Below are 15732 nucleotides of genomic sequence, written 5' to 3'. Positions count from 1 at the left end.
TTCGTCGCTAACGCGACTTAGGTTTGTAGTTTAACTTGCGTATAAATATACTCTAAAGGGGTCATAAAGTCAAGCCTTTTTCGAGGCCTGTTGTTCAGTTTATCCTGTATCCAGCGAACTTTCCGGGGAGAGATTCCCTTGAACGACTCCTTCTTGGGAAGATATTGGCGTATTAGACCGTTCATGTTCTCGTTGGCACCGCGCTCCCAGGAGTGGTACGGGTTCGCAAAGTAGTAATCCGCCTTCATAGCTTTCGCTATTTCTGCGTGACAGGCGAACTCCTTCCCGTTGTCCGAAGTGATTGTGAGAATCTTGACTTCGAACGTTTTCTCAAAGTCCTTCAGCGCCCTCACAAGCGTTCTCTTCAGGTCTTTCGCGTTCTTCGTCGGAAGATACCTTATCAGGCTGTAATTCGTCATCCTGTCGTTGATCGTGAGCAGGTTCGCGTCATGGTCCGCGCTGTTTATCAGGTCTATCTCGATGTCGCCTACGCGTGATTTCTCGTCCACGATTGCCGGACGTTCCTCGATGGGCACGCGGCCTACAATCTGGCCTCTCTTGTCCTTCTTCTCCCCGCGCTTACGGTATGGTTTCTTGCCGTGCCGCAAGTGCTTCTTCAGGTCCTCGTCCTTGTTCACATGCCTGTATATCGTGGCGACGCTAGGGACACCCATCCCATCGAGTTTCGCGCGTCCGTTCACCTGTTCGGGAGAGTAGTCTTCCTTGATTTTCCCGTCCACGATTTTCCAGTCGTCCTCGTCGTAGTCGTAATGCAGGTGACTTGTCGCGGCAAGGAGGTCTGCCCGTTCCTGCGACTTGACCGGGTCGTAATGCTGGCGGCCGCCGCCCCTGTTTAGTTCCCTGTAGATTGTGGATTTGTGGACCTTCAGCTGCAAGGCTATGTTTTTCGGGGGGATCTTTGCCGCATTGAGCGCTCGTATTTCGTATCTTTGTGCTTGGTTGAGACTCACCGCCATGTCCTTTTTTGGTAGAATCGGCAAGGTAGAAAAGTTTCGGCCAGGTTCCCCAGGGGCTAGCCCTAGGGAACTTTTTTTCTTCCCGATTCAACCTATATCAGTCGCATTGACGGTGAAAATTCGCGAAATAAAAACGAGCGCATATAGGCGGTAAAAGCGATAAAGCCTATAAGCATCGCAATCAAAACGGGAAATGTATAAATCCAAATAATCCGGGAACTTAAAGCACGCTTCGTACTCATCAATCAGCAAAACCTTTATACAGTTCGGGAAGATCGTCCGCAAAAGATTCAAACGCGCGAACGACTTCTGGGTCAAAATGCGTGCCGCTGCCTTCGCGAATAATACGAACGGATTCTTCGTGAGAAAGCGCATTTTTATAGACCCGCTTGGAAACCAGCGCGTCATAGACGTCGGCAACGGCCATCATGCGGGCGCAAAGCGGGATGGCATTCCCAGAAAGCCCCAGCGGATATCCCGAACCGTCCCATTTTTCATGGTGAAATTTCGCAATGTTGGCGGCAATGATAACCATCGGATTGTTATTCAATTCCTGCGTAGCGGAAAGCAGCACCTGATAACCCAAAATCGTGTGCTTCTTCATCATCATCCGCTCTTCCAAAGAAAGCGCTCCCGTTTTCCGCAAAATATCGTCCGGAATGCCGACTTTGCCGATATCGTGAAGAGGTGCCGCAATCGCATACTCTTCAATGGTTTCTTCATCCGGCAATTCCTTTTTGAACGCGTCGTATTGGCTCATGACTTGAGCGAGCTTTTTCACAATCATCTGCGTGCGTCGCAAATGCGTGCCGGTTTCATTGTCGCGGAATTCCGCAAGAGTGCCAAGACTCGTCAGCATCACCTGCAAAGTCTTTTGCAAATCCTTGGTCTTTTGAGAAAGCTGGACGGTGCGTTCATCCACCAAATCCAAAAGGCGATCCCGAAAAAACTTGCGTTCCAGATGATTGCGAATGCGCAAGCGCAGCAGGCCCTGATTAAAAGGCTTGGTCACATAGTCGTCCGCCCCCAAGGAAAGTCCCTTCATTTCGCTGTCGCTTTCCGTCTGAGCGGTTAAAAAGATGACGGGGATATTTTTGCAGGAAGGAATTTCGCGCAAACGGCGAAATGTTTCATAGCCGTCCATTTCCGGCATCATCACATCCAGAAGAATCAAATCCGGCAGACAGCGTTCCGCCAATTCAAGCGCGCGCTTTCCGCTTAAAGCGACGTGGACGTCGTAATTTTCCTGTTCCAAAGCCCCAACCAAAACCTCGATGTTCGGTTTCGTATCATCTACGACTAAAATTTGGGGCCTGCTTTTATCTTCCATATAGGAATAATCTATTCTATTTTAATAGTGTCCGCTAAAAGTTAATCAATTTCGTAGAAAAGTTATAAAAAAAGACGGTTCCCGATAATCGAGAGCCGTCACTTTTGGTATCGTTTTAAATAACCACAAATAAAAGGAACCAAAAGCAGTATGAAAGATAGCAACTTTAGCGGACAGCCGGTATTTTCCCAGATAATGAAGCTTATTCCCAAGAACCTTGTCCTGTCCCTATCTAGACAGAACGGCGGGGAACGCTATGTCAAGAAGTTCGATGCGTACCAGCATTTGCTTGTGCTCTTGTTTTCCGTCATGGAGCAGTACAAGTCCATCAATCAAATCTTGCTGGGGCTCGAAGCGGAATCGAGACGGCTAGTCCACGCCGGACTTACGGAGATCCCCAAAAGAAGCACATTCGCTGACGCGAACGGACGGAGACCGGCCGCGATATTTGAACGGCTCTACCATGAGTTGCACAAGAAGTACGAGCACTGTTTAGCGGACAGCCGGGACTATTTTTGGTCCAAAAGGCTTTATGTCATGGACTCGACGACTGTCTCCCTCTTCACCGACGTGATGAAGGGTGCCGGCAGGAACCCGAAGCTGGGCAAGAAGAAGGGCGGAGTCAAGGCGCACACCGTGATGAAGGATTCGTCTGGAGCGCCGGAGTTCGTCATCGTGACCCCGGCAGCGAAACATGACAGCACTGAACTCAAGAAAGTCAAGCTTCCCTCGGAATCATTTCTTGCTATAGACAGGGCATACATCGACTACAAGTTGTTCGAGAGCTTCTCCAAAAAGAAAACGACCTACGTGACCAGGATGAAGAAGAACCTCAAGTACGACCATGTGTCGGACAACCCCGTTTCAGACAACATACTTCGGGACGAGAATGTCCAATTTCATTTTGTCTCCCGCAAGAAGGAGCGAGTTCACAGGGCCCGCATAGTCGAACATTATGTCGAGGAGACGGGAAAGACATGGCGGCTGCTTACGAACAACAATGAACTTCCTGCCAAGGAAATAGTCGAAATTTATCGAAGACGCTGGCAGATAGAAACCTTCTACCGCAGTCTCAAGCAGAATTTTCCGCTTCATTTCTTTTACGGAGACAGCGAGAATGCGATCCGGATACAGATCTGGATAGTAATGATAGCTAACCTGCTGACAGCCATTGTTCGTGCGCAGACAAAAAGGAAGCTGAGTTTCTCCAGCACGGTTCTGCTGATACGCCAGTGTGCAACCTACTACGTAGACCTGTACAAACTCCTGGAATCTCCAATAAAGGCTGTAAGGGATGCATACGTCGGTGGACTCGCTCCACCGCAATCACAGCAGTCATTCCTGTCCCAACTGAACTGAGGGGGGGCTCGTATTTTGAAACAAGTCCCGTTTTCCTTGAAAACGGGACGTTTTGGGGATTATGAATTCATGAATTAAAGTTTAGCGGATAACAATAATTCTATTTTAATACAAAGTAGCTAAAGGTTAGTACAACATGGAATAGTAAAAAAGGCTTACAAATCCTTGATGACCATGATCCCGCTTCTTCCGATTTTTGGAAACGGTTTCATTCCCTCGCCGCCCTTGCCGCTATCAAGCACATCGAGCAGTTCGCCTTCCGAAGAATACAAATGCAATTCCCACGGACCTGCCGGCGTATTGAAATACCCGGAATTTTTCTGCACGTTGCGTTGGAAACTCCTGTTCAGACGATCCGTGACGCTGCGGGCCTGCACGAGGGAAACGTCGGCAAGAGTCCAGCCGATGTCGCTTCCGCCCATGTCAAAAATCAACACGGCGTTTTCGTCCGTCGGCTCCTTCATCGTGAACTTCCAGCTGAAATCCTGCCAGCTCGTCGAAAGATCCAAAAAACGACCGTTCGCGTAAGGGACGTATTCTTTGGTCGCCCGCTTGATGTCCACATTCAATGTGCGCGGCCTGTCGGCCTTGGCCCGCATACTGAAAACGTAAGTGACGCCGTTGCGCAAAGAAAAGCTCTGCCGAAACTGCAAATTCCAGGATTCTTTGCCCGAATCCACAATGCCGAAATGGACGACGCCGTTTTTAACATTCGCATTCGCCTTGCCTCCCCAGAAATCCGCAGTCCATCCGTCCAAACCGTCCTTGAAATCGCCATTGGCAATGAGGTTGCGGCCTCTGTCCGAAACCCCGGTCGAAAAATCCGCATTTTGAATAAACGCCGGAATGACACTCGTATTCTGGATGCCCAAAGGACTGTCCACGCACACTTCCCTGCCCCAGCCGACGAGGGTGTTGAAAGAACCGTGCGTCGTCATGTCCATCTCGGGACTGTCGAAATTTCCCGGTCCCCAACTCCACGACAACCAGCCGATTTCCAAACGTTCCGCTTCCGCCATGATGAATTTGTACGGAATCTCCCGAGCACCATTCACGGCAACAGGCGCAAATTCTCCGATAATCAACGGCAGATTGCGGGACACCGATTCTTCCAAAACTCCCGTGATGCGTTCCCGGACCGTCGCATAGCCCGTCTTTTCCGGATTGTGCCGTTCCGTGGGCCACCACATGTGGATGTCAAAAATCAAATTGTGTTCCGGATCGGACGACAAAAGTCGCGCCCCCTGTTCCAAAATATTTTTAGAACTCTGTCCCCAGTTGTCCGCATCGATAATCAATGGAACCCGAATCCCCGCAGCCCGCATCCGCGTGACCGCCGAAGTATAAGCTTCGTAAAATTCTTCGCCGCTTTCCTCTTCGCCACCCACTTCGTTTCCGATATTGACCAGCAGATATTCCTGATGGTCCTGTATCAGCTGGACGGCATCTTCCCGCGTCCAGAAGTTCACCAATTCCGGCAAGCGTGTCCACTGCCCCGTCGCATCGTGGAGTTCCACAATCGGAATCATGCTATTGACAATGCTTTCATCAACAATGTGGTACAAATCCGAAATCCGCCCGTGCATATTCCATACGATACGGACGCAGTTCGCGCCCGTCTTGGCGATTTCCGGAATGGACTTTCCTTCGCGATCCGTCCAAATGAACATGTGGTTCACGCCGCGAAGTATGACTTTTTCATTGTCCTTGGTATAAAGGAAGCGCCCCTGAACAAAAAAGCCCGGTTTTGAATTATTGACAGATTCCATCTGAACACCTTTCAAAAAAATTGATTCCTTGCTCAAAATAAGAAAAAAAAAGTCGGAACGTTCAAAGGAATTTCACGTCGGCTTTAAAAATCGAAGCGCGGACGAACATGTCGCCCGCAACCCGGGATTTTCCTATTCGCAAACGGGAAAATCGACCGTCGTTTGAATCAATTCGATTGGGATTCGAACGCGTATTTCTCGCGATAATAGCTCAACATATCGTCCGCATTGCGGAACGCTCCCCGTTTGACGGCGCTGCGCACTTCGGGATCCGTACGCACCAGCTTGCGAAGACGCGAATCAATGTCCCGGAAAAAGAGTTCATTGGAGGCCTGATCGATGTTGTGCTGGGAATAATTCAAGTGGTAACGGCGTTCCAGCATCTGGAAAAGATCCGTCTGGCACTGGTTATCGGGCGGATTCCTTTTGAGAATGGGCTCGTAGCATTGGGAAATATAGGACTGCTTCATGCTGACAATCATATTGTCAATCTTCGGGATGTTGCGCGAACTGTCCGAATGGGTGGCAAGCTCCGCTTTGGGCAAAGAAGAGGAACAGGCGACAAAAATAGCCGCAAAACCAATGACAGCAATCCAACGACCAAACATGAAAACTCCTATGTAATTTTCCCAGCCCGCACTAAAGTTACCTAATTCCAACCAAATTTAGGGGCATCTTTTTGTGAATTTTCACTTACCAGAAAGGAACCAAGTGATGGGATTCACAACTGTATAACGAATATTACCCAATTTTTTCTTGCCTCGGGCATCTACAAAACCCGTCACCAAATGAACGTGCGGTCCCGTCGTATGTCCCGTCGTTCCCACAGTGGCCACCGGATCTCCCCGCATGACGTTCTGCCCGTCCAAATAGAGCAGCTGATTGCAGTGCATAAAAAGAATCACCCGATTTTTATCGGCGATACCAATAACGACTCCCCCGCGTTCGTCTTGAAATGTCCAAGCCTTGCCGCTGAAAGGTGCGAGGATTCTCGCTCCGGGACGACTGGCGACATCCCACGCCGGATGCTTGCGATTTTTAGACGTCGCTTTCGGATAATAGGCTTCCGTCACGTAGGCAATCGAATCGGCGATAAGCCCCGTGAAATAATTCCAGGCGGGAGCGATCAAATCGTATTCGGGATTGCGCAAACTGTCCGGTATCGAGAAACGGACGGAAACTCCCGCGGGCGGAATGCGCAGAGAATTCTTTCTCCAGGAATCGGCGGGGAATCCATTTTTCTCCAGAGTTTCCGCGATGTAGGAATCCAAAATTTCAGCGTTCGTCACCAAGGCGGAAAAACGCCCGACCGCATAACGGGCAATTCTTTCCAGTGGCTCCTTCCCGTCAAAAACGTAATCAAAATAGGGAGCTTCGGCGTAAACAAGCATTTCGGACTTGATATTCCTGGAAAGCGGAAGCTGCTCCGCCCATTCGGAAGAGATAAAAAAAGGAACTGCGGCGGCCAAAACGCAAAAAAGAGGGAAAAAACGGCGAAAGAATCGCGGCCATCCATCCAGGACATTTTCACGGAGAATGCGAATTTTCAAAAACGAAAGGAACGTCGCCGCAGCCAAAGACGCATCGGACTCAACGTCCTCTACAGAAACAAAGCCTCTTTCGACGGAGTTCCTAACCGCAGAATGCAAGGCAGGAAAACGTTTTTTGGGTGGCAGCGGCGCACACCACCAGAAAAACTGGGGAGGAAAAGGGGCAAAGGAATTTAGAGCGGATAAAAGTTCGTCGGAGAGCGGCTCCCGGCCTTGAGAAAAAACAAGAAGAATACGCATGGAAAAAAGCAACGAGGCAATTTCGCCTTCAAATCCTTTCCGGAATACGACAAAGATATTTTTCGCTTCGTTCTTCTGCTGCCGAACTCGACATTTTTCCAAAAACGCTTTTGGAGAGCCTTCTAGCGGCGAATATTCGACAAAAAGAAAAGGCGCAGTCCCGCAAAAGGATTGCGCAAAATTCTCTAGCCGCTCGCAGCGAAAGTTTTTCGGAACGATGACGCCCACGAGCGATCCTTGGGCGATCAACGAATCGAGCACCTTGCGCTGCATGGCACTACGCTTAAAGGCTTTCTACCGTTTTCTTGACGAACATCTTGCAAGCACCGCGCGGATAAGTGTGGATCTGCGGCGGCGCAGCGACAAATCTGTCGATGGCCGTATAGAGCTCTTCTGAAGAGGCGTTCGGGGCGATAATCATTTCCTGACCACGCAAAGCACTGCGACCTTTGAGCGGTTCTACACGACGAGAGCGGCTGACAACGGCAAGCGGAACCATTTCCAAAACGGGAAGCAGCCCGAAATAACGGAAAAGGCTAAAATTCTTTTGCCACGTAAAACGTTCAACAAGAAGACCGAAAGTATTTTCCGGAACGCCCTTGGCCTGCAAAAACGCCTCGCCGGACATGGTTAGCAATTCATGATTGGTCGGAAAATTGTTTACAAAAGCGGCATTGTCGCCTTTCAGGTAAATATCATCGCAAAGGAAAACAAATTTCATATAAGATCCCGTTGTTGAACAAATGTCGCACTTAAAATAGATAAAATTCCCCTTTTTGTCATCACAAAGCGTCCCATTCGCATATTTATCCCACCAACATTATTTTTTTCTGTCCGCACTTGTTTTTTCTTTTTGGAGACAATCCTTCGACATGCCATAGCATAACTTGTTGAACATCAACGAGTTAAAATCAAAAAAGCGTTTTTTCTTTAAATTTTGGGCCTATTCAAATTCTTTTTTGCGCTATCAAAATCGAAAATTCTTCACATTTTCTTTGTCCAAGACCGTTCAAATAACTTTATATTTGGTAAAGTTCGCCCATTTTTGGCATTTTGCATAAAACCGGCGAAACATAGGATGAGAAGTGGTTTTGAACGGTTCAACCGCACAAGGCGGTTCGCCGACATTAAACCATGAGGTCTATTGGAGTTCATAAATGATTCGAAAGAAATCAGTGTCCCTATTCTTGGCCGCAGGTCTGCTGTCCTCGGTCGTTTTTGCACAAGATGAAGCCCAACCGGCGGCGGCAGAAAACAATCCGCCGTCCCTAAACGGCATTCCGGGTGAATCTATCCAAGAAGGCGGAAAATTCGCGCCCATCAAGCTTGACGACTTTGTCAGCGATCCTGAAGATCCTCCTGCTAAATTACGTTGGAACATCTCTGGAAACAAGCAACTCCAAGTAAAAGAATCCAATCATGTGGTCTCGATCACAGTGCCCGACCAATATTGGAACGGCTCAGAAGATTTGACATTTACTGTCACAGACACCAAGGGCGCGTCAAGTTCCGAAACCGTGACGTTCTCGGTGGAATCCGTCAATAACCCGCCTGAAGTTTCCAAAATCCCCGATCAGACCATCGACGAAGGCAAGACCTTCACTCCCATCAAGCTTGACGATTATGTAAAAGACCCCGACCATCCGAAAGACCAGATTACCTGGGAATACGAGATGACGCAGACCGCCAAAGACCAGGCGGAGGGCGAACTGACCGTCGATATCACCAAAGATCGCATCGCCAACATCGTCGTTCCGGACGCCCATTGGTACGGTGCCTACAAGATTACCTTTATTGCGACCGATGCCGAATACGCTTCGGCAAAAACCTCGGCGAACTTTACCGTTCGCCCGATAAACGATCCGCCCATCGTCCAGAAAGCTCCAGACCAGACCATCAACGAGAAGGAGCAGTTCGAAGCCATCAATCTTTCCGACTTGATCAGCGATGTCGATGACGACGTGTCGAAAATCAAATGGACCGTCTCCGGCGGAAAAGACCTCAAGGTCAAAATCGACAAATACAACGTGGCGGAAGTCACCATTCCTAATGAAAACTGGAATGGACCGACCGAAACGTTTACCTTTACAGCGACCGACCCGCACGGTGCCAGTGCGAGCTTTAAAACCGCTTTCACGGTAAAATCCGTCAATGACGCTCCGGAATTTGTGGACCAGATTCCCGACCAGACCATTGCGGAAAAGCAGCAGTTCAAGCCGATCGAATTGGAAAAATACATCAAGGATCCGGATCACAAGTTCGAACAATTGAAATGGGAATTTTCCGGCAACAAGGATTTGAAAGTCCAGCTAAACGGCAAGACCGCTAAAATTCTGATTCCAAACGCTTTCTGGAACGGTTCGGAATCCATCACGTTCAAGGCGACCGACCCCGAAGGGGCCAGTGCCGAAACCCAGGCGACCTTTACTGTCGAATCCGTCAACGACGTGCCAAAATTTGTCAAACAGATTCCCGCGCAGACCATCGACGAAAAGAAGCAGTTCGTCGCCATCCATCTGGATGAATTTGTCAAGGACGACGACCATAAAAACGCCGAGCTTTCCTGGGAAGTCGAAGTCAAGTCCGTCGGCAAGGAACCGGAATCCGGTCCGCTGAACATCAATATCGACGACAAGCACGTCGCTAAAATCGAAATCCCCGACACCTACTGGAATGGTTCCGCCATCGCGACTTTCAAAGTGACCGACCCCGAAGGTGCCGAAGCCAAGCAGGATGTCAAGCTTTCCGTCCGTTCCATCAATGATTTGCCGGTGTTTAAAAAGATTCCCGACCAGACCATTGAAGAAAAAGCCGAATTTGATAGCTTCGTCTTGGACGATTATCTCTCGGATCCGGACCACGATATTTCTCAGTTGAAGATTACCGTTTCAGGGAATAAAGATTTGAAGGTGAACATCGACAACAACCGCAATGTCACCATTAAACAGCCGACCGAAATTTGGAACGGCACGGAAAACATCACCTTTACGGCAACCGATCCCGAAAACGGCAAAGCTTCGACGACTGTGAAATTTACTGTGACCTCGGTAAATGATCCTCCGGTCATGACCGATATTCCGAACCAAACCATTAAAGAAAAAGAACAATTTAAGCCGATTGAACTCGACAAGTATGTGTCGGATCTCGACCATCCGAAGGAAAAGCTTAAGTGGACGATTACGGGCAACAAGGATATCCAAGTTAAGCTCGATAATAACCGCAAGGCAACATTCACCCTTCCGAGCAAATATTGGAATGGTTCTGAAGCGATTACTTTCAAGGTCACCGACCCCGAAGGCGCTTCGGACGAACGCACCGTGCAGATGACCGTAGAATCGGTCAACGATGCTCCTGAATTTGTGAAGGATATTCCGGATCAAAAGATTAAGGAAAAAGGTCAATTTAAGCCGTTCAATTTGGGCGAAATCATCAAGGATCCAGATCACAAGCTGACCGATTTGACCTTGGATGTTTCCGTGAAGCCGGCTCCGGGCGCTCCGAAGGGTTCCGAGGCAGAACTTCAAGTAAATGTGGATGCGAAGATGCTCGCCTCTGTCGTCATCCCGAACAAATATTGGAACGGCTCGAATGTGATTACCTTTACCGTGACCGACCCAGAAGGTGCCAAGGCTTCGAAGTCTGCAACCTTTACCGTCGAATCGGTAAACGATGCGCCGACTCTCCAAGAAATCAAGTCGCAAACCATTATGGAAAAGGCGCAGTTCGCTCCGATTAACCTCGCCGAACTCACAAACGACCCGGATCATTCTTTCGATAAGCTCAAATGGACGATCACCGGCAATAAAGACTTGAAGGTGAACATTAGCAAAGCGGGCGAAGCGACAATCGTTATCCCGAATCAACTTTGGAATGGTTCTGAAAAGCTCACCTTTACCGTGACCGACCCGGAAGGCGCAAGCGCTCGCCAGACCGCAGTCTTTACGGTGACCTCGCTGAACGATCCTCCTGTTATGAAGGATATTCCGAGCCAGACCATCAAAGAAAAGCAAGAATTCAAGGCAATTGACCTCGACAACTTCGTCTCGGATTTGGATCACCCGAACGATAAGCTCAAATGGAATATCACGGGCAATAAGGATCTCAAGTTCAAGATTGATGCAAAGCGTCAATTCACAGTGATTATCCCGAACAAATACTGGCACGGTTCCGAAACTCTTAATTTCGAAGTCGTTGACCCCGAAGGTGCAAAGGATTCTCGTAAGGTGACCTTCACCGTCGAATCGGTGAACGATCCTCCTGAATTCACAAAGAAAATTAACAACCAGACCATCGACGAAAAGAAGCAATTCGCGCCGATTAAACTCTTTGAAATTGTGAAAGATCCGGATCACAAGACCTCGGAACTCACTTGGAAATTTGACGTGAACGCTGCTCCGGGTTCGCCGAAGGGTTACAAGCCAGGTCTCTCCGTGAACTTGGATCCGAAAACGGGCATTGCGAACGTCGTCGCTCCGGATCAATACTGGAACGGTGCCGATGAAATCACATTTACCGTGACCGACCCGGAAGGTGCAAAGGCTTCGCAGAAAGCTCTCTTCACCATTCGTTCGATTAACGATAAGCCAGTTCTCAAGAAGATTAACGATCAAATCATCGTCGAAAAGGAAGAGTTCAAGGATATCAATCTCGCCGAACTCGTCTCGGATCCGGATGATCCGTTCAAGAATCTCAAGTGGACCGTTACAGGCAACAAGGATTTGAAGATTGCGATTTCGAAGGAAGGAATTGCAACGATCAAGACTCCGAATAAGCTTTGGAACGGCACCGAAAAAGTCACATTTACCGTGACCGATCCGGAAGGCGCTTCGGACAAGCAGACCGTTCAATTTACCGCAAAGTCGGTGAACGATCCGCCGGTCATGAAGGATATTCCGAACCAGACCATCAAGGAAAAGCAAGAATTTAAGGTCGTCGAACTCGACAAGTATGTTTCGGATCTCGACCATCCGAATAGCAAACTCAAGTGGACGATTACCGGAAACAAATTCCTCAAGTTCAAGCTTTCTCAAGATCACAAGCTCACCGCCGAAGTTCCGAACAAGTATTGGAACGGAACCGAAACGATTACGCTTACGGTAACCGACCCCGAAGGCGCAAAGGATTCTCGCAATGTGACCTTTGAAGTCATCTCGGTAAACGACCCGCCGGTCTTTGTCCGCGAAATCAAGGATCAGACAATCGACGAAAAGAAGCAATTTGCGACAATTAAGCTCGACGACCTCGTCCAAGATCCGGATCACAAGAAGACAGATCTCCAGTGGAGCGTCTCGGTGAAGGATGCTTCAGCAAAGGCAGCTCCGGCTCCGAAGAAAGGCAAGAAGGGCAAAGCGACTCCGGCTGAAGAACCGAAGAAAGACGGTTTGACCGTTGAAATTGACAACAATCATGTCGCCCACATCGTCATTCCGAATACTTACTGGAATGGTGCAGCAAACATCACGTTTACCGTCACCGATCCGGAAGGCGCAAAGGCTTCTTCGACAGCACTCTTCACAGTGCGTTCGATCAACGATTTGCCGGTCATCGCAGCGAATGCGCCGAAGGGCGAAACCATCCGCGAAGGTGGCAAGTTTAAGACCATCGACCTTTCGACTCTCGCGACCGATGCAGACCATCCGTCCAAGCTTCTCAAGTGGAGCTTCAGCGGAAACCGTCAGTTGCAAGTCGTCTTGAACAAAGACAATACCGTCCAAATCAAGACCCCGAATTCGCAGTGGCACGGCAAAGAAACGATTACGTTTACCGTGACCGACCCCGAAGGCGGCAAGGCAAGCCACAAGATGGACTTCGTCGTCACCGAAGTGAACGATCCTCCTGTTCTCGCCAAGATTCCGAACCAAAAGATTAAAGAAAAAGAAGTCTTCAAGCCGGTTTCTTTGGATGATTACGTGAAAGATCCGGACAATAAACCGTCCGAAATGAAGTGGACTGTCACCGGAAACAAATTCCTCAAGGCAGAAGTCACCTCGGCAAGAAAGCTTGTGATTTCCGCTCCGAATAAATACTTCTGGTGCAAACCGGATACGATGACTCTCACGGTGAAGGACCCGCAAGGCGCTTCTGCATCGACGACTATCATCTACGAAATCACCTCGGTCAACGATGCTCCGGTGATGAAGGATATTCCGGGTCAAACCATCAAGGAAAAGGCTCAATTCAAGGATATTCCGCTGGATAATTACGTCCACGATCCGGACCACAGAAACAATCAGTTGAAGTGGACCGCTGTGGTGAAGGCTCCGGCTGCTGCCGCTGCACCTGCTCCGAAGAAAGCCGCGAAGAAGAAAGGCAAGAAGGGCAAAGCGCAGAAGGAAGAACCGAAAGTCGAAGAAAAGAAAGAGGACGACTTGACTGTCACAATCGACGACAAGCACGTGGCACACTTGAACATTCCAAACAAATATTGGAACGGCAAGCGCACCATCACCTTCACCGTCGAAGACCCCGAAGGTGCAAAGGATTCGAAGACGGTTGACTTTGAAGTCATCTCGGTCAACGATCCTCCTGTTCTCGCCAAGATTCCGAACCAAAAGATCAAAGAAAAGGAACGTTTTGCGCCGATCGATCTGCTTCCGCTCGTCAAGGATCCGGATCATCCGACCGCAGCCCTTACCTTTGAAGTTTCGCAACCGCGTAGCCTCAAGGCTTCGATCAATGCGAAGAAGCAGTTAATCGTCGCCACTCCGGACAAGTACTGGAACGGTTCCGAAAAGATTACTCTCACAGTGACTGACCCCGAAGGCGGACGTGCTTCGCAGCAAATCCTCTTCGAAGTGACTCCGGTGAACGATCCGCCGGTTGTAAAAGCGATTCCGAACCAAAAGATCAAGGAAAAAGAACGCTTTGAACCGATTGATCTCTCGAAATTCGTGACCGATCCGGATAACCGTCCGAACGAAATCAAGTGGACTGTTTCTGGAAACAAGGATTTGCAGGTGAAGATGAACGGCGCACGCGTCCAACTCTTAACCCCGAACGAATTCTGGAACGGTTCCGAAAAGCTCACCTTTACCGCAACCGATCCGGCTAATGCAGCAGCAAGTGTTTCGGCAACCTTTACCGCAACTCCGGTAAACGATCCGCCGCACTTTGACAAGATTCCGGCTCAGACCATCAACGAAAAGCAAGACTTTAAACCGATTGACCTCACCAAGTTTGTGAAGGATCCGGACAACAAGGCTAGCGAAATGCGCTGGACTTTGGACGACGGCGAACCGGCTCAAAAGGATAAACGCGGCCGTATGGGCAAAGCAAAACGCCCGACAGTCAAACACCCGCTTTCGTATGATCTTTCGGACGCAGGCGTTCTCACCGTGAACACCCCGAACGAATTCTGGAACGGCAAGGATAAGATTAAGGTGAATGTCTATGATCCGGCTGGCGAAAAAGCTTCGATGGACATCGACTTCATCGTGAAACCGGTGAACGATCCGCCTGTTCTTTCAAAGATTCCGGATATGGTAACGAATGAAGGCACAAAGTTCAAGCCGATTAAACTCGACAACTTTGTGAAGGATCCGGACAACAAACCGCACGAACTCCGTTGGAGCGTCTCGGGCAACCGTCACTTGGAAGTGATGATTACCGGTGGCCGCGAAGCGATTGTGCGTCCGAATCGCGCCGATTGGTATGGTAAAGAAGCGATTACCTTCATCGTAAAGGATCCGGCTGGTGCATCTGCCAAGACGACCGTCAACTTTGAAGTCAAACACGTGAATGCGGTTCCGGAAATCCGTCCGATTCGCGATGTGACGATGAAAGAAGACGCAAACAATGGCGTTCTCGCCACCCTTAAGTTGGATCAATATGTCCGCGACCGCGACAATAGCTTCAACGAACTCAAGTGGGAAATCACGGGCAACAAGAAGCTTGTGGTCGAACACGACAAGGCTCGTAACATTGTCACGATTAAGCAACCGTATGAAAACTGGAACGGTCCGACCGAAACGATTACGTTTAAGGTTACCGACCCTGAAGGCGCAAGCGCTAAGACCTCGGCAAAGTTCACGGTCACTCCGGTGAACGATCCGCCGGTTGCGCTCTCGAAGTCTTACCAGACGAAGGAAGGCGAAAAGCTGACCGTCAGCGCGAAGGAAGGCCTCTTGAACGGTGCATACGATCCGGATGGAAAACTCGATGCAACGGTTTCTCTCGTTCGCCGTCCGCAGAACGGTAAAGTGGAAATCAACGCCAAGGATGGTTCCTTCACTTATACGCCGAATAAAGGCTTCTACGGCCTCGACGAATTCGGATTCAAACTGACCGATCGCGAAGGCGCGTCCTCCAAAGTGGAAACCGCCGAAATCAACGTGAACTTCAAAATGAAGGACATTCGCGGCGGAGAACCGGCAGCAGCTCCCAAGCCCGCAGCCAACGACAACGATAAAAAGAAGAACAAGCGTCGCCGCCGTTAAGCCGGAACTTTTCAAAAAAAGCTTTCCAAGGACTTTCTTGGGGAGCTTTTTTTGTTTATATTTCAAAAAAAC

At 49.3% G+C, this 15732-nt stretch carries 9 protein-coding genes; 2 read left to right on the top strand and 7 right to left on the bottom strand.

Annotated features, from left to right (window positions below; genetic code table 11):
• Positions 1–17: 17 nt before the first annotated feature.
• From BGX14_RS00350 to BGX14_RS00345, 3 genes are all read right to left on the bottom strand, one after another.
• Positions 18–977 carry an IS30 family transposase gene (locus tag BGX14_RS00350; RefSeq protein WP_095878741.1) on the bottom strand — a complete coding sequence of 320 codons (960 nt, stop codon included), beginning with the start codon at positions 975–977 and terminating at the stop codon, positions 18–20.
• Between the two features lie 92 nt (positions 978–1069).
• Positions 1070–1219 (bottom strand): hypothetical protein, encoded by a 150-nt coding sequence (locus BGX14_RS15410; RefSeq protein ID WP_158223178.1) that lies wholly within the window; start codon positions 1217–1219, stop codon positions 1070–1072.
• On the bottom strand, positions 1219–2307 hold the full coding sequence (locus tag BGX14_RS00345) for an HD domain-containing phosphohydrolase (RefSeq protein ID WP_073303337.1): 1089 nt from the start codon (positions 2305–2307) through the stop codon (positions 1219–1221). Before BGX14_RS00345 ends, BGX14_RS15410 begins: the two co-directional genes overlap by 1 nt.
• A gap of 150 nt (positions 2308–2457) precedes the next feature.
• Here BGX14_RS00345 and BGX14_RS00340 point away from each other — a divergent pair, with 150 nt between their 5' ends.
• On the top strand, positions 2458–3666 hold the full coding sequence (locus BGX14_RS00340) for an IS4 family transposase (protein WP_095878730.1): 1209 nt from the start codon (positions 2458–2460) through the stop codon (positions 3664–3666).
• Positions 3667–3821: 155 nt separating this feature from the next.
• On the opposite strand, the gene BGX14_RS00335 is transcribed toward BGX14_RS00340, so the two are convergent.
• The 4 genes from BGX14_RS00335 to BGX14_RS00320 form a co-directional block, all read right to left on the bottom strand.
• The gene (locus tag BGX14_RS00335) at positions 3822–5435 is read right to left on the bottom strand and encodes a cellulase family glycosylhydrolase (protein ID WP_095879744.1); all 1614 of its coding nucleotides are present in this window, start codon (positions 5433–5435) and stop codon (positions 3822–3824) included.
• A 167-nt stretch (positions 5436–5602) separates the two neighbouring features.
• On the bottom strand, positions 5603–6043 hold the full coding sequence (locus BGX14_RS00330; RefSeq protein WP_073303339.1) for a hypothetical protein: 441 nt from the start codon (positions 6041–6043) through the stop codon (positions 5603–5605).
• An 81-nt stretch (positions 6044–6124) separates the two neighbouring features.
• Positions 6125–7498 (bottom strand): M23 family metallopeptidase, encoded by a 1374-nt coding sequence (locus BGX14_RS00325; RefSeq protein ID WP_078775802.1) that lies wholly within the window; start codon positions 7496–7498, stop codon positions 6125–6127.
• Between the two features lie 10 nt (positions 7499–7508).
• The gene (locus tag BGX14_RS00320; protein WP_095878740.1) at positions 7509–7946 is read right to left on the bottom strand and encodes a hypothetical protein; all 438 of its coding nucleotides are present in this window, start codon (positions 7944–7946) and stop codon (positions 7509–7511) included.
• A 436-nt stretch (positions 7947–8382) separates the two neighbouring features.
• Here BGX14_RS00320 and BGX14_RS00315 point away from each other — a divergent pair, with 436 nt between their 5' ends.
• Positions 8383–15660: a tandem-95 repeat protein gene (locus tag BGX14_RS00315; RefSeq protein WP_095878739.1), complete on the top strand. Its 7278-nt coding sequence runs from the start codon at positions 8383–8385 to the stop codon at positions 15658–15660.
• Positions 15661–15732: the final 72 nt, after the last annotated feature.

Origin of the sequence: Fibrobacter sp. UWS1 (assembly GCF_002300445.1) — a bacterium.
In the GTDB taxonomy this organism is placed as follows: domain Bacteria; phylum Fibrobacterota; class Fibrobacteria; order Fibrobacterales; family Fibrobacteraceae; genus Hallerella; species Hallerella intestinalis.
Note: the sequence above shows the minus strand (reverse complement) of the source record. Positions and strands in the feature narration are given on the sequence as shown.